The sequence below is a fragment of the Methylophaga nitratireducenticrescens genome (assembly GCF_000260985.4).
GTDB classification, from domain to species: domain Bacteria; phylum Pseudomonadota; class Gammaproteobacteria; order Nitrosococcales; family Methylophagaceae; genus Methylophaga; species Methylophaga nitratireducenticrescens.
This window is the reverse complement of the sequence record NC_017857.3, coordinates 2,513,678-2,535,911: the sequence shown is the minus strand read 5'-3', so window position 1 is coordinate 2,535,911 and position 22,234 is coordinate 2,513,678. Positions and strand designations below refer to the sequence as shown.

Genomic DNA, 22,234 nt, shown 5'->3' with positions numbered 1-22,234 from the left:
CCCTATATAAAGTGGGAGGGTGAAAGCTTTTACGTCAGCCTAAGTCAGAGGTTGTAAAAAAATTGTCAACCCATTGAGTTGACTTTTTTTTGACATGCGCTGATGGAGACTGACAAAGTTATCGATTGGTGTAAGGAGGTGGCAGTGAAAGTGCTAGTGATCGAAGACAACCGCGACATCGCGGCGAACATTGCTGACTATCTCGAACCCAAGGGACATGTGCTCGATTTTGCTACAACCGGACCACATGGATTGAAGCTCGCGCTTAGCGAGCGTTATGACGTGATCGTCCTTGATATCATGCTGCCGGGACTTAATGGCATGGAGGTATGCAGGCGTCTGCGGAATGAAGGCAGCAACGATGTGCCGGTGCTGATGCTGACAGCCCGTGATCAGCTTGACGATAAGTTAGAAGGGTTTCAGGCGGGGGCCGACGATTATCTTGTGAAACCCTTTTCCGTGAAGGAGCTCGAAGTGCGGCTGCAGGCACTGATAAAGCGTGGCAGCTTCCACACACCACGGACGTTGATAGTGGGCGATTTACACTACGACCCGCAGACTCTCGCTGCCACAAGAGCTGGTAAGCTGTTGGAACTCAATCCAGTGCAACGCAAAGTGCTAGAGCTGTTGATGAGAAATACCCATCGTGTTGTCACCCGTGAAGAACTGGAGCAGCACATATGGGGAGATATGCTGCCCGATAATGATGTGTTGCGGATGCATATCTATAGCCTGCGCAATGTGGTTGATAAACCGTTCGCCACCAAACTGATTCACACTATTCATGGAGCGGGCTACCGACTGGTTGCCGAGCCATCACTACCATGAAATCTAAAGCATCCCTTAAATTTCGAATACTCGCTGCACTTGTACTCATCGTCAGCGTCACTAGTTTTTTGTTTGCAGGAGGGGTTTTGCTCATCAAGTCACAACTGGAGGCAAGAGTTTTCGGTGACATGGTGGCTGAGCAGTTGCGGGTGCTAACGGCACAACTGGATGATGGTACTTATCATGAAAATACATTGTTCACCGGCTGGGAGTTTCATATTGGTGAGAAAAGCACAAATATTGCCCCCGAGTTTGCTGAGTTGGAGCCAGGATCTCATCACACGGTCTCGATGGGAGGTTCGGTTTATCAGGTTGAAGTGGGCGAATGGAATGGGAGTCCTGTTTATTTGACCTACGATATTACCGAGTGGGAAGCACAGGAACATGCTGTATTACGTATGCTTCTCTATGGTCTTTTTCTGGTATTGATCGTGGCGATTGTCATGGGTTTGAGTGCTACACGGGCTATATTGGCACCGGTGCAGAATCTGTCGCGGCGACTCACTGATATTGAGCCGGGACAAACCGGCTTACGTATTGCTGATGATTATGTCGGCACGGAGATCGGTCAGATTGCTTCCTCGTTTGACAAGTATCAGGAACGTTTGGAAAAATTTGTCGAAAGGGAGCGATCTTTTACTGCAGCCGCAAGTCACGAGCTACGCACGCCGCTGACAGTGATGATGGGCGCCCTGGATGTACTCTCGGCCGATACTCATAGCCCTGCGTCGCAGCGAGCGTTGGAACGTATAAACCGAGCTTGCACAGAAATGCTTGCCTTCATCGAAGCAACGCTTCTTTTGTCGCGCGAAGAAAGCAGCCAGATCTATCAGGACAGCCCTATCGATCTCGTAGCTTTGATAGATCAATGTCTGGAAGATTATGCAGACCAGATCGCTGACAATTCAGTGCTGATAGAACGTAATTATGTGGGCTCGCCACAATTATTTCTGCCCGTTAATCTGGTGCAAATAACCATTAGCAATCTGCTGCGAAATGCCATCGAGCATACTCATGGAGGAAACATAAGGATTCACCTCCGTGACAAAGAATTTTCCGTCAGCGACACAGGTGAAGGTATCCCTGCTGACAAACTGTCACAAGTGTTTGAGCGTAGTTACAGTTCCAAGGTTGGGGGCACAGGACTAGGACTGAATATCGTTAGAAGAATTTGTGATCGATTGCACTGGACTATCACCCTAGATAGCACTCTTGGTCACGGAACAATAGTAACAGTGATTTTTCAACAAAAAGAGAGAGATGGATCCACGAGCTTATGATCAATTCGCCCGGGTTATCAGAGACGAGCTTTCTCGTGAGAGTTAGCTTATGAACAAAAGGTTGGAATATTCTCACGAAGTACGGAAATGCACCGTTCATTTGATATTAACCGCTAGACAACGATTCAGTCAGTTTTACATATATGGCCGGTGCTACTTTGAAAGTCAGCGGTGAGGTTGTCTCTGCATCATAACTATCGTTTTGATCGACCGGAATCTCACTATTGGTCGCGTCTTTGGTGTAAAGAAGATATATCGTTGTTGGTAATTTTTGACCAGCGATGGTTGGCGAACAGGTGTGCACAAAATAAATGTGTCAGCCTCATATGTGAAGTTAGGCTATTAAGTTAAGACCTCAGGGATGCTTACCTTTAATTAACTCAATAGCTTGTTTTTTATTACTTGAAGACTTTCACGGAATTTATAGCGGTTCAGCATATTACACTGATCACAAATTTCTAGGAGAAGGCCTGTTTGTTCTCTTAATAATAAAACCTGTCGAATACTCATCAAATTTATATTTGATAACACATGCTTATGTGCTATGTCATTGTAACAATATAAGTAATCCCCGCTTGCAGCAATGAACAAATCACTGTTTCTTGGTGAACATTTGAATTTGTTTTTCCACTTTTGTTTAAGGGCATCCTTTATTGATGGAACGAAATCTAACTCCTGTGAACGTAAATGGTATTCATCAATAATATTTCTTAAATTTTTGGTTGATTGCTTATGTTCACTCATTGCGCCCGCACGGTTATAGAGCGTGGGTGACATTGTGAGTAATTTAACACCATGTTTTTTTAACCATGAAATCGTTTCAGGTAAGGTGTCGATACATTCGACGAGAGGTGTAAGGCTAATGCCAAGTTGCGTATTACTGAGATACTTTTGTGCAAGTATTATGTTTTCTTTAACTTTTTCATGGTCTAAATTGACATGAACCCGCTTATATACGCGAGGATCGATACTTGAAAATGACAGCATTAAAAGTTCTAACTTGCCATCTATATGTTTTATGCGTTTTTTATCAAGAAGCTGTCCGTTGGTAACCATATCAAAGCGTGCAGGATGGTCACCTATTGCAGAGGTGTATTCCATAAACTTTGGATGGGAAGTCGGTTCCCCATATCCAGCAATTACAGTACGAAAAACATCATCAGTATTAATTCGACCAAGGGAATTATAAAAAATATCCTCTTTCATCAATTGAGGATGCTCAATTAGGCCTTGTGGACACATACTGCAACGAGCGTTGCACTTACTTGTCCACTCAAAGTTAACTGCGACTTTATACGGTTTCATGATGCTGTTTTTCAGGAACTAGTCTTGGAATATGTGCTGAGCAATTAGGAACAACCTGCTCTATTTCGACTAATATTGCACGTGGATAGGTCGGGAATAAACGTTTAACTTCCCCCTCTGTATGGATGCTTGCTTTACCATTAACCCGCAAACGTTCTCCAGTTGAGAAGTCTATAAACAAACAGCCAACATGAGGGTTTTGAATAATATTGCCAATACTCATAAAGGCACCGTTGCCATCGATGTCCGGGAAGGCAAGGTGCTTGGTATCTAACATGCGGATAAGATTAGGGCCACCACCTTTAAAGGAACAATCACATTTTCCTTGATTATCACTGGTTGCTAAAAAGAAAAACTCAGCCTGCTCTATTCGGTAGAAAAAGGGCTCAGGAATGTGGTTCCAGAGAAGTTTGTTTCGACGTGGTTTATCCCAGTAATAAGCAGTATTCCATTTTTCCTGTGCTTCGAGTTCACCACTATGAAAATTCGGATCATTCATTATAGATATTCACCATGTACTAGCTACATTAGCCTAAGAATATCAATGAAATCTTAAGACAGACTTAAAATACGGACTAATTAGACATGGTATTTTGAAGGTTAGCCCTGTTGCTGAAGGGTTGGAATATAAACCTTACGATGGCCCAGTCAACTTATTCCCAGGCAATTGAATAAAACCATCTTGAATCATCTTTTTTGTTGCTTCCTCAGGATCCTGATCATCAAAGGCAACACGCAAATAATAGGGAAGCATAGTAGGGCGTGGTGTTAGTTCAATTATATTGCTTTTAATAAGGCGCGTGATTATCGACTCAATGGTATCGACCATATTTTCTGGGGCACCATCAGGGTACTGTCTGGCCATATGCTGAATGAGTTCAGCGATAGTATGCTGACCATCTGCGAGAGTGACGATTACACCCATCCATGGTTCGAGTGGAATAGTGCTATTGCTTTCTTGAACATCTATGGCAGAGACGCTATCCGACTCGATTCTATAGACCATATTGCGTTTAAAGTAATGTGCGTGATTCAAAAGGACCTCCTTTTGAGGCTTATTTTTGGCTTAATAAAAAGCGAATTATAATAGCATCAACGGACTCCGGCATGTTGCTTTGTAATAAGTTAAAAGCGTTTCTTGTCATTAATAGTAGAGATGAACAACCGGTAAAAAGCCTTGTCGATTATATTTTTTCAATGCGTCAATCGCTTTGCAAGCAATAACCTGATTTTGACCGATCCGTATCTACTAAAATCAAGCCTGACTCGATGAATGGTAAGCTTTCAAGGATAATACTATTTTTGATTCTGGGAAGGATGCCATGCTGAAAGTGATCTACAGCAATTCGATGTCGCAGCTGGCTGCACATCTGGCGGAAACCCAGCAACAGGATCCTTTACCACCGCTGCAGGCTGAAACCGTGATGGTGCAGAGTAATGAGCTGGCGCGCTGGCTTAATTTATTCCTGGCGTCTAATCAATCGATTGCTGCACATATTGAATTTCCGTTTCCGTCTGCCTGGTTATGGAAGTTATTCCGTCAGGTCTGGCCGGATATTCCCCGCGAATCGCCATATTCAACCGATGCGATGAGCCTGAAAATCTTCGAATTGTTGCCAACGATCAAAAATCAGCCGGAATTTGAGGCGATTGGTCGTTATCTTGGCGAAGCTGATGATGCTCGAAGAATGCTGGACTTGTCACAACGCATTGCCGACAGTTTTGACCAGTATCTGATGTATCGTCCTGATTGGATTGCCCAATGGGAAGCCGGTAAAACAAATAACTGGCAGGGTGCTTTATGGCAGTTGTTAACCAGGGATGATCCTGAGCCGATGCACCGGGCACGTTTGCTGCAAAAGATGCAGCAGGCGCTTAAAAGCAAACAGTTTCCAACTTCAATATTACCCCCGCGTATTGCCATTTTCGGTCTGACAGCGATGCCACCAATCTATCTGGATTTGCTGGCAGAAATTGCTGAATTCACCGAGGTGTCGATTTATTTTCTGTCACCCAGTGAGGGTTATTGGGGTGATCTGCTGAATCAAAAATCACAGGCCAAACAACGCCTGTTGTTTGATGACGAAGATGACTTCACCGATAACGGTCATCCTTTACTGGCTAGCCTTGGGAAACTGGGCCAGACATTTTTTGAGCAGCTACAGGCGATTCCACATGAAGCGGAGATGCTGTATCTGCAACCCCAGGCCACTGACATCCTCAGCCAGCTTAAGCAGGATATCTATCAACTGGATAATGCAGATGAGCTGGTGACGGTGGCCAGTGATGATGATTCAGTGCAGATCCACAGTTGCCACAGCGCGATGCGTGAAGCAGAAGTATTACACGATCAATTATTAAATTTGTTTGAAAACTACCCTGATTTATCGCCCACCGATGTGGTGGTGATGACACCGGATATCGAAGTGTACGCTCCGGCGATAGAAGCCGTTTTCAGTAGCCAGCCAGCTGAACGGTTCATTCCGTTTAGTATCGCTAACCGTGGTGATGCACAACAGCAGACCATTATTGAGACGTTTACTGATTTACTCAGTTTGCCCCAATCCCGCTTTGATGCTGAAACCATTATGCGGCTTTTGGAGTGTGCGGCTATCCAGCGCGAGTTCAGACTGGATCATACTGATCTGGATACCATTCGTGGCTGGTTACGCGAGACCCAGATCCGTTGGGGGTTGGATGGCAAGGACAAGCAGGCATTGGGTTTACCTGCGTTGGATGCCAATACCTGGCGAGCCGGGCTGGACAGATTATTACTGGGATATGCCTTACCACCGGCAGAACGTGATCAATGGCAGTTATTTAATGCGCAGTTACCGGTCGGTGGTATTTCCGGTGATCGTGCCCAATTAATGGCACAGCTCAATGCGTTTATTGATCAAATCAGCCTGTTACGTAATGAATTAAAGCGGACGAGAACGCCGGCTGACTGGCAAATATTGCTTATGGACTGGCTGCGAAAATTTTTTTTGGTACGAGAAGAAAACGAGCAACTGCAACTGGATGCGATTTTGAAAGCGATAGATTCGCTGACCGAAGCGGCAGTGCAGGTTGGTTTTGAACAAAAAATATCGATTGAGCTGTTGCGTGACTGGCTGGATCTGCACATTGAACTGCCCAGTGCCGAGCATCAGTTTATGGGTCGTGGCCTGACCTTCTGCGATATGGTGCCGATGCGTAGTATTCCGTTTGATATGGTCTGCCTGATTGGCATGAATGACAACAGCTATCCGCGTCGTCAACCCAAACCGGGATTTGATTTGCTTTCAAGTGATTATCGGCGGGGTGACCGCTCACGTCGGGATGATGACCGTTATCTGTTTCTGGAAGCAATTCTGTCGTCTAATCGGCATCTGTATATCAGCTACGTTGGGGCCAGTATTCATGATAACTCGCCAATCCCACCTTCGGTGCTGGTCAGTGATTTTGCTGATGTAATCACCAGGCGCTTTCAGACCGTTGAAGGCACCGAGATCTGGGAGCAGTTACTTACGCGACATCCCTTACAGGCATTCAGCTCACGCTATTTTTCGGGTCAAGATGAAACATTATTCAGCTTTAATGCTGAGGCCTGTCCACCGGTACAAAAACTGTCTGAAGCGACAAACTGGTTTGCCAGACCACTGCCTGAAGCCGATGAAAGCTGGCGCTTTGTCAGTCTGCATCAACTGATCAGCTTTTTCAGTCATCCGGCACGATTTCTGGCCCAGCAGCGATTGGGTATCAACTTTGAAAATGACGATGCGACGCTGGAAATACGTGAACCATTTGTATTGAATGGTCTGGAAGCCTGGTCTGTTCGTCAGCAAATGCTGGATGGCAGATTAAACGCACTGGATAAAGCGCAAATCCAACCGGTGATACAGGCGACAGGGGTATTACCACAAGGACATTTTGCCGATTTGTTATTTGACCAGCAGCTGGAAACGGTCGATGCCTTTACGGAGAAATTACAACCGTTAACCAGCTCTCAGCCGATGCAACCATTGGCTTTTGAATTTGATCTTGATGACTTCACCTTGACCGGCCAGTTGGAGGGACTTTCAGCATCAGGACTGTTGCATTACCGGCTGGCGAAAATGAAAGCCAAGGATCTGCTGGGCTTATGGTGTTCACATCTGTTGTTGAATTGCTTAAAACCGCAAGGCGTTGCCTTACATAGCCAGCTGCAATGTGAAGACAACTACCTGCAACTGAATCCTGTGAACGAGCCGGAACAATTGCTGGGAGATTTACTGGCGATTTACTGGCAAGGCTTGCATCAACCCATTCCACTATTGCCACAAACCAGCATGGCTTATGCGTTAGCAGAGCTAAATGCCGGAAAAGCCGATCCGGAAAAAGAAGCCTATAAAGCCTGGCAATCATCAAGATTTCATCAGGGTGAAGAGTCTGATCCCTACCATCAATTACTGTTCAGCGAATTGCCTCTGAATGATCCATTCCGTGACTTGGCGCTGCGAGTCTATCAGCCTTTATGGGATGTGCTGCAGGGAGACAAGCTATGAAACAGTTTGATCTGCTGCAAACCCCGCTACACGATGTCAATCTGATTGAGGCCAGTGCCGGTACCGGTAAAACCTTCACTCTGGCGGGTTTGTATCTGCGTTTGATTCTCGAACATCAGCTCAATGTCGATCAGATTCTGGTGGTCACCTATACCCGAGCTGCAACACAGGAATTACGGGATCGTCTGCGTAAAAAACTCAGTGATGAACGCAAGCTGATTCTCAATGAACAGCCACACCGCAACGAAGATTTGAAACGACTGGATCTGGCGATTCAGAGTTTTGATGAAGCAGCGATTTACACCATTCACAGTTTCTGTCAGCAGGTATTGAAAGACTTTGCCTTTGAGTCTGGCAGTCCGTTTGAAATGGATTTGATTGGTGATGATCGTGAGTTATTACTCTCTGTCACAGATGACTTCTGGCGACAAAATGTGGTGCAGGCGGATAATGATTTCAGTGCTTATTTACTGGTCAGGAAACAAACTCCGGAAACCCTGCTGCAATCGATCCGTAATCTGGTGGCGAAACCCTATCTGCAGATTCAGGCTTTGCCGGAAGTTGACGCAGAGGCGGTCGCAGAAGCTTTAACTAATGCCTTTTGGCATGCCAGCCAATGCTGGCAAAAAGAGTCTGAACAAATCTCCGCCTTTCTTCACAGCGGTAGTCTGAGCAAAACCAGTTACAAACCTGAAAAAGTCGAAAGACTGCTGGCTCTGCTACAAATTATTTTCAATGAACAATCCTGTCCGTTAGCCTGGGATGAACTGCTGGAATTAGCCACGCTGGAAAAAGCCGAGGCCAGTTTGAAAAAAGGCACGGCGTTACCAGAGCTGAGATTCTGGTCAGCTATGGATACGTTAAAACAACGTTATCAGGATCTGGACACTGTTCGGGCATTGCAATTACAGCAGTTACGCCTGCAATTACTGAGCTATATCCGGGACCAACTGCCACAACAGAAAATCCAGCAGCAAGTGCAGTCCTACGATGATCTGCTGATCAATCTTGCTCAGGCACTGCAAGGCCCACAAGGTGAGTGGTTAATTACACGATTGCGTGAACAGTTCAAGGCCGCCTTGATTGATGAGTTTCAGGATACCGATCCGGTGCAGTACGATAACTTCCGGCGGGTATTTGCTGATAGTGGCCTGCCGGTCTTTTTTGTCGGCGATCCCAAACAGGCGATCTACAGCTTCCGTGGCGCCGATATTTTTACTTACCTCAAAGCGAAACAGGATGCTAATGAAACCTATACCTTAGGTAAAAACTGGCGCTCACATATTTCGTTGGTCGGGGCCGTTAATCGCCTGTTTATGCAAACCGCTACGCCGTTTATTTATGAGCAAATCCCGTTTGTTGAAGTAGATGCTTCGCGTGATCAAAAGCCAGCATTGCAAGTCGATGAAGGTGAGCAGGCGGCCTTGCAGTTCTGTTATGTGGAAAGCGACAAACCGTTAAACATTGACCCTATGAAAAGCACGGCAGTCGAAGTGACTACTAACGAAATTGCCCGCTTACTGATTCTGGCTGCCGATAATAAAGCCCGATTGCTGGATGAGGACAGTCAACAGACAAGACCGCTAACCGGCGGCGATATTGCCGTATTAGTGCCCAGCCATGCACAGGCCGAATTGATTCAGCAGGCATTACGGCGTCGAGGCATTAACAGCGTGCAGCAGGGTAGGGAAAATGTGTTTGCTTCCCGGCAGGCTGCCGATTTGTCCTGTTTAATGCTGGCATTGGCACAGCCCGATCATCATCAACGACTCAGTACGGTATTGGCAGGTCCATTATTTCAGTACTCTGCGGAAGAGCTGTATGCGATTCAGCAGGATGAATTGCGGTGGAATGCATTAATGGATCAGCTGCAACTTTTACAGCAACGCTGGCAGCAATCGGGTTTTATGGCGATGTTCCGGGCATTACTGCAGCTGGATAATGGTCTGCAACGGTTACTTGAACAGGCTGATGGTGAACGACAGTTAACCAACTTTCTGCATCTTGCCGAATTAATCCAGGCTGAATCCGCCCGACAGAATAATCATATTGAAGCAGTGAACCAGTGGTTTGCCAGACAGCAGGAAGCCAGTGCGACAGAAGACGAAACAGCACAGTTGCGACTGGAAAGTGATGCGGCGCTGGTCAAAATCATGACCATTCATTCCAGTAAAGGGCTGGAATATCCGATTGTATTCTGTCCCTTTAACTGGACGGCAAAATCCAATAGAACCAAGACGGATATCGTCGAATTTCATGATCCACAAAATCAGCATCAGCCCAGTGTGGCACTGGCCGAACCACTTTTATCCGAAGCTCAGTCAGTGGCAGAGCAGGAACAGCAGGCAGAGTCGTTACGTCTGTTGTATGTGGCGTTAACCCGTGCCAGAGAACGTTGCATTATTGTCTGGGGCAATGTGAGAGATGTGCAGAAATCCGCTCTGTATCAACTTTTGCACGGTGACAGTTCAGAGGGCATGCGTGAAGATTTACAACATCTGGCAGCCAGCAGTGCGGGCAGCATTGCCGTGACGCAGTATCAGCCTCAACCACCCGTGGTATATCAGTCTGCTCAGTCACGCACTGCCATTTATCAGGCGCGTCGCTTTAAAGGCGAAATCCATAAACCGTGGCGGATTGGCAGTTTCTCGTTGTTAAGTCGTGGCCATGTATCAGAACAACCGGATTATGACGCTGAACTGGTGACAATAGATATCGAGATGGTGATACAGCGTAGCAGCAAAGACCGATTTGGCTTTGAAAGAGGTCGTCAGGCCGGTAATTTTCTACACAAATGTCTGGAAAATATTGAATTTGATTCAGCTGATATCACCCAAATCAGCCAAACGGTATCACGTTTATTGCCACAGTTTGGTCTGGATCTGCAGTGGACTGAAGTGGTTACTGACTGGTTACAAGCCGTGTTGCAAACACCTTTGAATACTGACAATGGCCTGAGATTATGTGATTTACTGGCAAGCCAGCGAATTAATGAAATGGCCTTTTATTTTCCGGTGGCCGGTTTGAATATGGCCGGCTTAAAAAAGGCGTTGCAGCAGACGGCCAAAGATTCCATCTGGCAGAAACTGGCAGCCGATCTACACTTTCACGAACTCACCGGCTTTATGAAAGGCTTTATCGATCTGGTATTTGAATATCAGGGCCGTTTTTATGTGGCCGACTATAAATCCAATCACCTGGGCGCTGAGCTATCCCAGTATCAAGGTGAAGCATTGCAGAATGCGATGCTCAGTCATGGTTATCCCCTGCAATATCTGATTTACAGCCTGGCGTTACATCGACATTTACAACAACGTTTACCGGATTATGATCCGGAACAGCATTTTGGTGGAATTTATTACCTGTTTTTACGCGGCATGCAGCCGGAGTGGTCGCAAACCGGCGTATTTTATGACCGGCTGGACAGGACATTACTGGAAGCTGTGGATCAGCTTATGGCAGGTGTTCAATGAATGCCTTGAAACTACTGCGAGAAGCGGGGTTTTCCGAGCTGGCTTATCAGTTTGCAGCCTATATTAGCCGTCAGCAACAGAATGAAGAGCCAATCGTTACCCTGACGGCTGGGCTGCTTAGCGAAACCGTTAGTGAAGGCCATGTGTGTCTGAATCTGAATGACTTTCAATCACTTAATCCGGTTATTCAGAGCGCGATCCCTGAAGCGACACTGTGGTTGGACCATCTGCAAAACAGTGAAATTATCGGTGCTCCCGGCGAGTTTAAACCGTTAGTGCTGACAACCGATGGCTTGTTGTACCTGTATCGCTACTGGCAATCAGAACAACAGGTAGCAATTGCCATACAACAGCGACTGAAGGACGGGGAAACCCTGCCAGCTGCAGAAAATCTGTCGACATTTATGGCGGATTGGCAAAATCACCTACCCGATACCGACTGGCAGAAAGTTGCGGTGTTAAGTGCATTACGCCGACAGTTGTGTGTGATTTCAGGTGGTCCCGGCACCGGGAAAACCACGGTGGTGTTAAAAATTCTGCAATGTCTGCAATTAAACGACGATAAACCGCGGGTAGCTTTGGCGGCTCCTACAGGCAAAGCTGCGGCTAGACTGCAACAAGCAATCAGTCAGCATACTGGTGAGCAATATGTTGCTAAAACGCTGCATCGCTTACTGGGCATCAGTGCACGTTTTGATCAGGGGCGCTATTCAGCAGAACGGCCATTGCCGGTTGATGTGCTGATTGTTGATGAAGCGTCGATGATTGATATCAATCTGATGGCGACTACACTGAAAGTTTTACCATTGCACGCGAGGTTGATTTTATTGGGCGACAGCGATCAATTAGCCTCAGTCGAATCCGGCGCAGTACTCGCTAACTTATGTGCCGACACACCGGATTTTTCGGCTGATTTCAGATCCTGGGTGAAACAGATCAGCGAAATAGAGCTACCGGTTTCGAGGGATGACAATCTCTTGCAGGATTCGCTGGTCAAATTAAAGCACAGCTATCGTTTTGCAGCGGGAGGACTGGTCGGTCAACTGGCTCAGGCAGTCAATAGAGGAGATGCTGGTCAGGTGACGGATTTATTGGTAAATCAATCTTTATCCGCCTTAAGTGTGCCTTCAACAGAGAATATACAAACCCAGTTACTCAACGGATATCAGCGTTTTATCGAGACTATCGAAAAACGGGCAGATGCGGTGAGTTGTATTCAGGCATTTGAAGCGTATCGAATGCTTTGTGCGGTGAAAAATAGACCGCAATCGGTGTATTCAGTGAATCAGCTGATGAGCCAGTTGCTGGCAAAACGTGGCTGGCGAACAGCGCAGCCATATTATCCCGGACGGCCAGTGATGATTACGCAGAATCATTATCGGCAGAATCTGTTTAATGGCGATATTGGTTTGGTGTTGCCGAATGCCGACGGTGAACTGCAGGCCTGTTTTCTATTCGGTGAGGAGTTACGCTGGTTGCCATTAAGCCGTTTACCGGCGCATGAAACAGTGTTTGCGATGACGGTGCATAAAAGCCAGGGATCAGAGTTTGACCACGTCTCACTGTTACTACCCCAGGAAGATTCGGCCGTGTTAAGTCGGGAGCTGGTTTATACCGCGCTCACCAGAGCGCGACAAACGGTGAATATCTTGTCGACACAGCCTGTTTTGCAGCAGGCTGTTTTACGTCGACATCAACGGGAAAGTGGTTTGGCGCAGTTACTTGCCAATATCCGCCAGACGATTTCTTAATAATCCTTTTGTACAGTCGTCGGATTCACTTTACTGTAATCGGGGTTGGGTTTTAAATCTTCTGTTAATTCGGGCGGTATATGTTTATTGGCATCTGGTCCATCTAATAATGCACCGGCACGATCAGGTAATACTTTTTTTTCAGTGAAGTTACCGAGTTTGTCATAACCTTCAGTCAGATGATCAAACATTTCTTTATAAGGTGCTGCGATGGAAACAAACAGATTGGCTGTTTTTTCATGATAGCTATGTACTTCTTCTCGGTAGGCATCAAATTCAGCTTGTGTCTGCGCTAATTGACGTTCGTGCGCGTCGGTCAGTTGTTTCATCTGTTCCGGGCTGCCAACCGGTTGCCGACGACCCAACAGGAAGCCCAAAATGCCAGCAATGACTACTGCAACAATGCCGATGGCCCATATTTCGATTGATGTCATGACAAATCCCTAATGAAATCTTTTTAAAAAGCTTATTATTTAACGTTACGATGTGGCAGAAATTCTGCTGTGACTGACTACAGCATAGCTTGCATCAGAATAGTCCGCAAACCGATAAGCTGATATACAAGACCTTTAAATGTGACCAGATTAACGTGTTAAATATCCCGTTAGTACAACGTGACAGCACGGGTGCAGATAAGGAGAGCATATGGTACAACCCATGTTTGTAGGACAGGCAGAGCTGCCGTTTTTTTTATTACCACAAATGGCCAATCGTCATGGCCTGGTTGCTGGCGCTACTGGCACCGGGAAAACAGTGACCCTGCAAGGACTTGCTGAAGCGTTCAGTAATATTGGTGTCCCCGTGTTTGCTGCCGATATTAAAGGTGATTTGTCCGGTATCAGCCAGCCGGGTAAAGCGCATCCCAAAATCAGTGAACGCGTTACCTTAATGCAACTGGAGGATTTTCAGTTCTCAGGATTTCCAACGACCTTCTGGGATGTGTTTGGTGAACAGGGACATCCGGTTCGCACCACCATTTCCGATATGGGCCCATTACTGTTATCCCGGTTGATGAATCTCAACGATACACAGCAAGGTGTGTTAACACTGATTTTCCGGGTAGCGGATGATAATGGCTGGCTGGTGTTGGATCTGAAGGATTTGCGTGCCATGCTGCAGTTCGTTGCTGAAAATGCCGGCGAATTTCGGACCTTGTATGGCAATATTTCTGCGGCCAGTGTCGGGGCCATTCAACGACGGCTATTGGTGTTGGAAGAGCAGGGGGCGGACAAGCTGTTTGCGGAACCGGTATTAAATCTCGATGATTTGCTGCAAACCGATGTGCATGGCAAAGGCATTATTAATTTGCTGACAGCCGACAAAATGATGCAGTCACCGCAGTTATACAGTACCTTTTTATTATGGCTGCTGGCAGAATTGTTTGATCAGTTGCCGGAAATCGGTGATCCGGAAAAACCAAAATTGGTGTTATTTTTTGATGAAGCGCATCTGATATTTGATGATGCGCCAAAAGCCTTATTGGACAAGATTGAACAAGTGGTGCGTTTAATTCGCTCCAAAGGTGTTGGCGTCTATTTTGTGACGCAGAATCCGACTGATATTCCCGATAGTGTATTAGGTCAGCTGGGTAACCGTATTCAACATGCCCTGCGTGCTTATACCGCCAAAGATCAAAAAGTGGTCAAAGCGGCGGCGGAAACCTTTCGTGATAATCCGGCGTTTTCCACCATGGAAGTGATTACTGATTTGGGCGTTGGAGAGGCGCTGGTCTCAATGCTGGATGAAAAGGGGCGTCCGCAGATTGTGCAACGCACCATGATCAAGCCGCCTCAAAGTCAGATTGGTCCAATTACTCCCCAGCAACGTCTGCAGTTATTGCAAAGCTCTCTGCTGGCGGGTGTGTATGACAAAATTCTGGATCGTGAGTCTGCCCATGAAGTGCTAGCTGAACGCGCTGAAAAAATGCAACAGGCAGCGTTGGCAGAAAAGAATGAAGCAGTTAAGGAAACGGTGAAACCATCGCGTGCGAGCAATCGTCAATCCATTTTTGAAGCCTTTGCCAAAAGTGCGATGCGCTCGATTGGAAGCCAGATTGGTCGACGCTTAGTACGTGGAATTTTAGGTTCTTTGTTGAGGGGGAAATGATTTACTGATTATGTAGCTGACAATTTAGTAAATAACATTTTACTTTTTGTGGCATTTTTTATTTGTAACTTTCGCCATAATTTTTTGGAACGGGGTGAAAGCTTTTTTTCCTGTTGATAAGCACGGAAAAAAAACAAACGGTCTTTCTCTGACCAGTTACTATCAGAGTGCCGATAGAGTGTAATCAAATCACGATGAATAGCATTACGTTTAAAAAGTTGCCATTTGAGTTTTTCCAGATCAATAAACCGGACTCGCCATGCACCTTTTACATTTTTAACAAAGATATGTTTTGGGTAAAGGCAATTATGTTGATAGTGGTATTGATGCAGTAATTTCAGGTTTTTGGCAACTTCGGTGAGTAACGCACGTTTTTGCAGACGATCCAGTTTCAGTGCAGCAATATCCAATGGTTCATAATCATTTAATGCCGTGGTCACCAAGATGGCTTTCGTACCGCGTTGGCCAAAGAATAAAGCATTAAGAGTAGGGATGTTTTTTTTGGTTAATCGTTGGATATTACGGTATTCCTTGTAGAAAGTCGCTTCGCCTTTGAACGGATGAAATAGTGTTTTACTGAGGTGATTTTCCTGACGCTTGATAAAAACATCGACGGCTTCTGAGTCTATTTGAATGGGGTGTTTTATCACACCACTCCAACCGCCTCGACGAATGTTGGGCTCTTCAAACCAATTCGTATAAAGATGCCAAAGTAAATCAAAGTTAAGGCTGTTGTGTGGGGATGAGGACTTGTTGGTAAAAAACAATTTAAATACCATCCTGGTGCCAATAAAATTAGAATAGTAGCTGAGAATATTGCATAACCATGTGTATATTCAAGTTGTTTGTAATAATTTTGTCACATTTGTAACTGCTGAATTGTGTTTTATAACGATAGAATCAGGATTCCCAGTGATAAAACACTTTACATATCAACGGCCATTAAGCAGTAGATTATCAACAGGCCCCGACAACATAATTTCAGTCTGTTCTGCTTTACCGTAGAATATAGCTGAACTACTCAACCAAGGAATCAATATGATCGATCCGAAAAAATTCGATGAAATCGCCGACACGATCACTCGTGCCTTGCCGCCTGGTTTACTACAGATGCGTGAAGATGCTGAAAAAAATATCCGTGCTGCAATGAGCTCTACTTTTAACAAACTGGATTTAGTGACCAGAGAAGAGTTTGAGGTTCAGTCCCAGGTTTTGTTGCGTACCCGTGAGAAGTTGGAAGCATTGGAAAAACGTGTAGCAGAATTGGAACAGCTAAATAAAAAATAAACGTTTTATCTTGATCACACCAGCGTATATTTCATCACATTTTTATTTTCAGAGAAGCCAATGTCTACATTTGAAAATGTCACGGTAACCCGTGAAGCCAATATCTATTTCGATGGCAAAGTAACCAGCCGCAAAGTGACCTTTGAGGATGGCAGTTATAAAACGCTTGGCATTATGATGCCGGGTGAATATAAATTTGGCACCGAGAAAGCCGAGTTAATGGAAATTCTCGCCGGCCAGCTGCGTTACCGTCTTGATGGCGACACGGAATGGACGCCGATTACTTATGGTCAGTCATTCAATGTTCCGGCCAATTCATCATTTGATATCGAAATCATGGAATTAGTCGATTATTGCTGCAGCTATCTCGATTAAGTTTTCACTTAATATGTTTTATCAAAACCGCCGTCTGTTATGGACTGGCGGTTTTTTTATGACCAGATTTGGGAATTAACCCCCGTCTGTGTAACTAAATGGTCATCTAATCTTAATTTGCCAGTCATATTTAAACCTTAGCATTTCATTGTGAACCGCAATACTGCGGTGCTTAATATTGTGAAAGGTGATGATATGGCTACAACCAAGGCATTTCAATCGATTCTCTCCGTTGATAATCTTGGGATTACCTATCCCGGTGGGATCGAAGCATTACGTTCCACTTCAATTAGTTTCCAACGCGGCGAATTTAATGTATTGCTCGGGCTTTCAGGTGCTGGAAAGTCCTCACTGTTAAGAGCGTTGAATCATTTAGTAAAGCCTACTTCTGGAAAGGTAACTTCAGCCGAGTTCGGGGTGCTTAATAATCAACGTACTTTACGCCGGCATCGTCGAAAAACAGCCATGGTATTTCAGCACCATCAACTGATTCTGCGTCACACCGCTTTGCAAAATGTATTGATGGGACGATTGGGATACCACTCTTTCTGGCGGAGTTTGTTACCAATGCCACGAGCCGATCTGGAACTGGCTTTGCATTGTCTGGATCGGGTAGGGCTGGCAGATAAAGCGTTGAGCCGAATCGATCAGCTTTCCGGCGGTCAGCAGCAGCGCGTCGGAATTGCAAGGGCTTTGGCCCAGCAACCCGACATTATTCTAGCTGATGAGCCAGTGGCAAGTTTGGATCCAGCCACCTCGGAAAAAGTGCTTACTTTGTTGAAAAAGATTTGTGCAGAAGATGGCATCACCGCCGTGGTTTCGTTGCATCAATTGGAATATGCCAGGCATTTTGCCGATCGCATTATTGGCCTGGCGAATGCCGAAGTGGTATTTGATGCTTCACCGACACAGCTGGACGATACACAACTGGCGTTAATTTATAAACAAGCCCCTACCGACCTCAAAAAAACATCGAAAACCAAACCCGCCGAGGATTCGGCAACTAATCGTTTACCCTCAAAAACTGCTACTCAATTGGAGATTGCGTGATGAAATTTTTGAAATCCTTATTGTTGACGGCATCCTTGCTGCTGACTGTTAATGGCTCTGCGTATGCTGCCGATGCTGATCCAGACACATTGAAGATTGCCTTGCTACCAGATGAAAATGCGTCTGAGTTGATTAAGCGTAATCAGCCATTAAAGGATTACATGGAAGAGAAGCTAGGTAAAAAAATTGAGTTGATCGTTACCACCGATTATTCATCCATGATTGAAGCAATGCGCTTTGGTCGTATTGATTTGGCGTACTTTGGCCCGCTTTCCTATGTCATGGCGAAATCCAAAAGTGAAATCGAGCCGTTTGCCGCCATGATTATTGATGGCGTACCAACTTATCGATCAATCATTATTGCCAATGTCGATTCTGGCATTGAATCTTATGCCGATATCAAAGGTAAAAAAATGGCTTATGGCGACCGTGCTTCAACATCGAGTCATTTGATCCCAAAAACCGTATTGTTGGAACAAGGCGGTATTAAAGCTGAAACCGACTATGAACAACATTTTGTTGGTACTCATGATGCCGTTGCGATGAATGTTGCTAACGGTAATGCTGATGCCGGTGGTTTATCAGAAGTGATTTTCAGCTATGTCACCGAGCGCGGTCTGATTGATAAAAACAAAGTCAAAGTTATTGGTCACAGCAAAGCTTATCCACAATATCCCTGGGCTATGCGTTCTAACCTTAACGCTGATTTGAAAGTCAAAATCAAGGATGCGTTTGTCAGCCTGAAAGATCCTGAAGTATTAGAAGCTTTTAAGGCCGAGGGTTTTGCACCAATTACCGATGCCGATTATGACGTGGTTCGTGAGTTGGGCAAATTGTTGAACCTTGATTTTGCCGCGATGTAAGGAGGGGGTATGAGTTTACAAGCAACTGCTGAACAAAATTTACTTAAGCGTTACAGTCAGCGCTGGCAAAAACAAACCCTGCAGGTGATGGCCGTTTTGGCCATCATTTTGCTGGCCAGCTGGTATGTCGATCTGCTGAATTTTGAAAAGTTAGCCCAGGGTATACCAGCGATTGGCACCTTGGGGGCCGAATCTTTCCCACCAGATTTTACTAATGTCCGTAACTGGTTTTCACCCCTGATGGATACGCTGGCAATGAGTATTGCCGGGACGGCCATGGCAGTTATTTTTTCAATACCAATGGCGTTTTTGGCAGCCCGCAATACGTCACCGCATCCGCTGGTTTTTCAGGTATCAAGGGTGATTCTCAATTCCTTGCGAAGTGTGCCGGAACTGATTATGGGGATAATATTTGTCGCGGCAGTGGGTTTTGGTGCCTTGCCTGGCGTATTGGCGTTGGGTCTGCATTCTATAGGTATGGTTGGTAAGTTTTTTGCCGAGGCCATTGAGCATGTTGATGAAGCGCCAGTGGAGGCTGCCAGAGCCGCAGGTGCCTCGAAAATGCAGATTTTATATCACGCGGTGTTACCGCAGGTAATGCCTCAATTTGCCGACGTATCAATTTACCGTTGGGAATACAACTTCCGGGCTTCTACGGTGATGGGCATGGTTGGCGCCGGTGGTATTGGCTTTGAGCTGATGGGCTCACTGCGGATTATGCAGTATCAGGAAGTATTTGCGATTTTGTTGGTGATTTTGGTGATGGTTACGCTGGTTGACGCGTTAAGCGGTGTATTACGCAAAAAATTCAAGTAAAGGATGACGATGAAACCAAAACTGGTGATTACCCATAAAGTGCATGATGAAGTGCTGGAAATGCTGACGCCACATTGTGATGTGATAACCAATCAGACCACTTTCAGTTTATCGAGAAACGATACGATTCAACTGGCACATGATGCTGACGCGTTGATGGTGTTTATGCCGGACCGGGTGGATGCAGACTTCCTAAAGGCCTGCCCGAAGTTGAAAGTAATCGGTGCTGCATTAAAAGGCTATGACAATTTTGATGTGAAAGCCTGCACAGACAATGACGTCTGGCTGACCTTTGTGCCGGATTTATTAACGGTTCCTACCGCAGAATTAACCATCGGTTTGATGGTTGGCCTGATACGGCATATTAAAGCAGCAGATGAACATGTGCGAAGCGGCTATTTTAAAGGCTGGCGACCACAGTTTTACGGGCTGGGCGTTGAAGGTTCGACCATTGCCATTATCGGCATGGGAGCGATTGGTCAGGCTATTGCTCAAAGACTGTCTGGCTGGGATGCAAAATTAATATATACCGACCAACAGCCTTTGACTGCTGAACAACAAGCAGATTTGCAACTTGAGTTTCTGTCGCTGGATGAGGCACTTGCTCAGGCCGATATTGTGATTATGGCGCTGCCACTCAATTCCCAAACTCAGCATCTGATAAATGAACAACGTTTGCAGCAGATGCAACCGGGATCTTTTCTGGTCAACCCGTGTCGTGGTTCAGTGGTTGATGAGGCGGCCATTTTACGAATGCTGAATAGTGGCCATTTAGCCGGATACGCCAGTGATGTGTTTGAAATGGAAGACTGGGCTCGAGATTATCGACCCAATGAGATTGATGAAAATTTGTTAGCGCATCCGAATACCTTGTTTACCGCGCATATCGGTTCAGCAGTGAGCAATGTGCGATTGTCGATCGAAAAACGGGCTGCCGAGAATATTCTCAATGTGCTGCAGGGCGAAAAGCCATTGGATCCAGCGAATCAACTTGAAACACCAAAGGAAATGTCATGCTCAACCTAATCTGGCTGAAAAGCCTGATAACAGTGATTGAACAGCACAGCTTTCAGGCTGCTGCTATCGAGTTGGGATTGGCACAACCGACCATCACTCAGCATATTCAAAAGCTGGAAGAAATGCTGAAAGTGTCATTGATTCAGCGGGGACGAAGTGGCTGCCAGCCGACAGAACATGCCTTACGTTTGTTGCCATATGCTGAGAGCATGTTACGTCTCCAGGACAGAGCATTACTGGCAATCCAATCCCCCACGCTTAAAGTGGGCGCCAGCTCCAATATCGGTATTTATCTATTGCAGCCTTATTTACATGACTTCCTTCGTCAGCAATCGCTGGAACAGGACAAGCTGGACTTGCTGATTGATAACAATCCAACGGTTGCTGACAAACTGGAAAATGCTGAAATCGATATTGCCCTGATGGAATGGTGGTCGCCAAAAGCCGGGTTTGAATCGAAAACCTGGAAAACGGAACCGTTGGTGTTAATTACACCCATGGATCATCCGCTGGCAAAGCTGCCATCAATAAGCAAATCAATGTTAGCCGGGCTGGATTTGATCGGTGGTGAATCGGGTAGTGGAACAGGTCGGTTGCTGAAAACGTATCTACAGGATTTTCAGCAGATGCCTAAAGTCACAATGCAATTGGGCAGTACCGAGGCTGTGAAACAGGCAGTTCGGGCGGGTCTGGGCATATCACTGGTATTTGCCTCTTCCGTGGCCGATGAGGTCAGGCATGGAAGTTTGTGTGCCATTCCCATTGAAGATAATGCTTTAAAAAAGTCCATTCAACTGGTGTGGCGACAACACCCGACCGCTCTACAGAAACGGCCGGGTTTTGTCGATTACCTGCTACAGGATAATCCCCAAGGCGTTTATTCCCAATCGTAAACCAGATTCAGCCGATAATTGGTATCAGTCGTTTCTGCATCAAGAGCCGGTTGACTGTTGTACTGGCTACGTAGACTGGCCCGTAACTTCCAGGCTTCGTCATTGGTAATCGGCATTTCAGCACCAAAGTTGGTGACCAGCAGATAATTCTGTCCGGGGCTGCTAAACGAAGGGTAATAAGTTAAATCATGAAATAGATTCAGACGGCTGTTGAGGTTATAATTGGTTTCGTAGCCTAAAACACCGGTTGGATCTTTTTCAGTGGTGCCATCAGAGTAACTTTCAAACCGATAACCCACACCGGCAAAGCCTTTAAAGATTAAATCCGGTTCCTGAATAAAAAACCGCGACCCGGACTGGCGGTGGCAATTGCCCGTAAATCCAGTTCTTCAAAATCATCAATTTCAAAATCGACGCTGCCACGGGCAAAATAGTTTTCACTGATATCACATTCTAATTTTAATACCAGCCAGTCTCTCGTTTTCGATTTGTTCATCATGTGAAATGAAGGGCACTGCCCTGAGAAACTTAGACTGAATGACCGCTTTGTAATAACGTTATTTTAGGAATATTTCTCAGGTTTATCCTTTATCTGCCGTTATAATCTTCAGTCTCTTCGGCTAACACTGCATCAGTAATAGCGGAATATCAATTATTTAATTAT

General features: G+C 45.7%; 20 protein-coding genes. 13 read left to right on the top strand and 7 right to left on the bottom strand.

Translation table 11 applies throughout. The features are described 5' to 3' along the window. The first annotated feature begins 144 nt into the window (after nucleotides 1–144). The gene (locus Q7A_RS11970) at nucleotides 145–828 is read left to right on the top strand and encodes a response regulator transcription factor (RefSeq protein ID WP_014707869.1); all 684 of its coding nucleotides are present in this window, start codon (nucleotides 145–147) and stop codon (nucleotides 826–828) included. An 86-nt stretch (nucleotides 829–914) separates the two neighbouring features. Then, complete coding sequence (locus Q7A_RS11965; protein ID WP_169712031.1) at nucleotides 915–2,108, top strand: sensor histidine kinase; 1,194 nt, start codon at nucleotides 915–917, stop codon at nucleotides 2,106–2,108. A gap of 375 nt (nucleotides 2,109–2,483) precedes the next feature. On the opposite strand, the gene Q7A_RS11960 is transcribed toward Q7A_RS11965, so the two are convergent. The 3 genes from Q7A_RS11960 to Q7A_RS11950 all read right to left on the bottom strand — a co-directional run bounded on the left by Q7A_RS11960 (nucleotide 2,484) and on the right by Q7A_RS11950 (nucleotide 4,449). Continuing rightward, nucleotides 2,484–3,413, bottom strand: coding sequence for a radical SAM protein (locus Q7A_RS11960; protein ID WP_014707866.1), 930 nt, complete (start codon nucleotides 3,411–3,413; stop codon nucleotides 2,484–2,486). Next, nucleotides 3,400–3,912: a pyridoxamine 5'-phosphate oxidase family protein gene (locus Q7A_RS11955; RefSeq protein ID WP_014707865.1), complete on the bottom strand. Its 513-nt coding sequence runs from the start codon at nucleotides 3,910–3,912 to the stop codon at nucleotides 3,400–3,402. The genes Q7A_RS11960 and Q7A_RS11955 overlap by 14 nt, the downstream gene beginning before the upstream one ends. Before the next feature lie 135 nt (nucleotides 3,913–4,047). Next, nucleotides 4,048–4,449 (bottom strand): hypothetical protein, encoded by a 402-nt coding sequence (locus tag Q7A_RS11950; RefSeq protein ID WP_048480995.1) that lies wholly within the window; start codon nucleotides 4,447–4,449, stop codon nucleotides 4,048–4,050. Between the two features lie 286 nt (nucleotides 4,450–4,735). On the opposite strand from Q7A_RS11950, the gene recC reads away from it, so the two are divergent. The 3 genes from recC to recD are packed head-to-tail and all read left to right on the top strand — an operon-like array spanning nucleotide 4,736 to nucleotide 13,163. Continuing rightward, nucleotides 4,736–7,939, top strand: coding sequence for an exodeoxyribonuclease V subunit gamma (gene recC, locus Q7A_RS11945; RefSeq protein ID WP_014707862.1), 3,204 nt, complete (start codon nucleotides 4,736–4,738; stop codon nucleotides 7,937–7,939). Beyond that, entirely contained in the window at nucleotides 7,936–11,412 is a 3,477-nt protein-coding gene (recB, locus tag Q7A_RS11940) for an exodeoxyribonuclease V subunit beta (RefSeq protein WP_014707861.1), read from the top strand. Before recC ends, recB begins: the two co-directional genes overlap by 4 nt. Next, nucleotides 11,409–13,163: an exodeoxyribonuclease V subunit alpha gene (gene recD, locus Q7A_RS11935; RefSeq protein ID WP_014707860.1), complete on the top strand. Its 1,755-nt coding sequence runs from the start codon at nucleotides 11,409–11,411 to the stop codon at nucleotides 13,161–13,163. The genes recB and recD overlap by 4 nt, the downstream gene beginning before the upstream one ends. Here recD and Q7A_RS11930 read toward each other — a convergent pair. Then, the gene (locus tag Q7A_RS11930; RefSeq protein ID WP_014707859.1) at nucleotides 13,160–13,597 is read right to left on the bottom strand and encodes a YhcB family protein; all 438 of its coding nucleotides are present in this window, start codon (nucleotides 13,595–13,597) and stop codon (nucleotides 13,160–13,162) included. The two genes, recD and Q7A_RS11930, sit on opposite strands and share 4 nt — an antisense overlap. A 211-nt stretch (nucleotides 13,598–13,808) precedes the next feature. Here Q7A_RS11930 and Q7A_RS11925 point away from each other — a divergent pair, with 211 nt between their 5' ends. Beyond that, nucleotides 13,809–15,269 (top strand): helicase HerA-like C-terminal domain-containing protein, encoded by a 1,461-nt coding sequence (locus Q7A_RS11925; RefSeq protein ID WP_014707858.1) that lies wholly within the window; start codon nucleotides 13,809–13,811, stop codon nucleotides 15,267–15,269. An 8-nt stretch (nucleotides 15,270–15,277) separates the two neighbouring features. Here the strand turns inward: Q7A_RS11925 and Q7A_RS11920 are convergent, their stop codons facing one another. Beyond that, entirely contained in the window at nucleotides 15,278–16,048 is a 771-nt protein-coding gene (locus tag Q7A_RS11920) for a lipopolysaccharide kinase InaA family protein (RefSeq protein WP_089418542.1), read from the bottom strand. 259 nt (nucleotides 16,049–16,307) lie between these two features. On the opposite strand from Q7A_RS11920, the gene ubiK reads away from it, so the two are divergent. From ubiK to Q7A_RS11885, 7 genes are all read left to right on the top strand, one after another. Further along, on the top strand, nucleotides 16,308–16,556 hold the full coding sequence (ubiK, locus tag Q7A_RS11915; protein ID WP_014707856.1) for a ubiquinone biosynthesis accessory factor UbiK: 249 nt from the start codon (nucleotides 16,308–16,310) through the stop codon (nucleotides 16,554–16,556). A 60-nt stretch (nucleotides 16,557–16,616) separates the two neighbouring features. Then, complete coding sequence (gene ppnP / locus Q7A_RS11910) at nucleotides 16,617–16,931, top strand: pyrimidine/purine nucleoside phosphorylase (protein WP_014707855.1); 315 nt, start codon at nucleotides 16,617–16,619, stop codon at nucleotides 16,929–16,931. 195 nt (nucleotides 16,932–17,126) lie between these two features. Then, nucleotides 17,127–17,981, top strand: a complete 855-nt coding sequence (gene phnC / locus Q7A_RS11905; RefSeq protein ID WP_041355256.1) for a phosphonate ABC transporter ATP-binding protein — start codon at nucleotides 17,127–17,129, stop codon at nucleotides 17,979–17,981. Next, nucleotides 17,981–18,844 carry a phosphate/phosphite/phosphonate ABC transporter substrate-binding protein gene (phnD, locus tag Q7A_RS11900; protein ID WP_089418541.1) on the top strand — a complete coding sequence of 288 codons (864 nt, stop codon included), beginning with the start codon at nucleotides 17,981–17,983 and terminating at the stop codon, nucleotides 18,842–18,844. Before phnC ends, phnD begins: the two co-directional genes overlap by 1 nt. Nucleotides 18,845–18,853: 9 nt before the next feature. Next, nucleotides 18,854–19,660: a phosphonate ABC transporter, permease protein PhnE gene (phnE, locus tag Q7A_RS11895; protein WP_014707853.1), complete on the top strand. Its 807-nt coding sequence runs from the start codon at nucleotides 18,854–18,856 to the stop codon at nucleotides 19,658–19,660. Between the two features lie 9 nt (nucleotides 19,661–19,669). Further along, nucleotides 19,670–20,686: a phosphonate dehydrogenase gene (locus tag Q7A_RS11890; protein WP_014707852.1), complete on the top strand. Its 1,017-nt coding sequence runs from the start codon at nucleotides 19,670–19,672 to the stop codon at nucleotides 20,684–20,686. Next, complete coding sequence (locus Q7A_RS11885; protein ID WP_014707851.1) at nucleotides 20,674–21,570, top strand: LysR family transcriptional regulator; 897 nt, start codon at nucleotides 20,674–20,676, stop codon at nucleotides 21,568–21,570. Before Q7A_RS11890 ends, Q7A_RS11885 begins: the two co-directional genes overlap by 13 nt. On the opposite strand, the gene Q7A_RS15575 is transcribed toward Q7A_RS11885, so the two are convergent. Together Q7A_RS15575 and Q7A_RS15570 are read right to left on the bottom strand one after the other, a co-directional pair. Further along, nucleotides 21,555–21,869, bottom strand: a complete 315-nt coding sequence (locus Q7A_RS15575) for a DUF481 domain-containing protein (protein WP_014707850.1) — start codon at nucleotides 21,867–21,869, stop codon at nucleotides 21,555–21,557. The two genes, Q7A_RS11885 and Q7A_RS15575, sit on opposite strands and share 16 nt — an antisense overlap. 20 nt (nucleotides 21,870–21,889) lie before the next feature. Continuing rightward, nucleotides 21,890–22,069: a hypothetical protein gene (locus tag Q7A_RS15570; protein ID WP_014707849.1), complete on the bottom strand. Its 180-nt coding sequence runs from the start codon at nucleotides 22,067–22,069 to the stop codon at nucleotides 21,890–21,892. Between the last annotated feature and the right edge of the window lie 165 nt (nucleotides 22,070–22,234).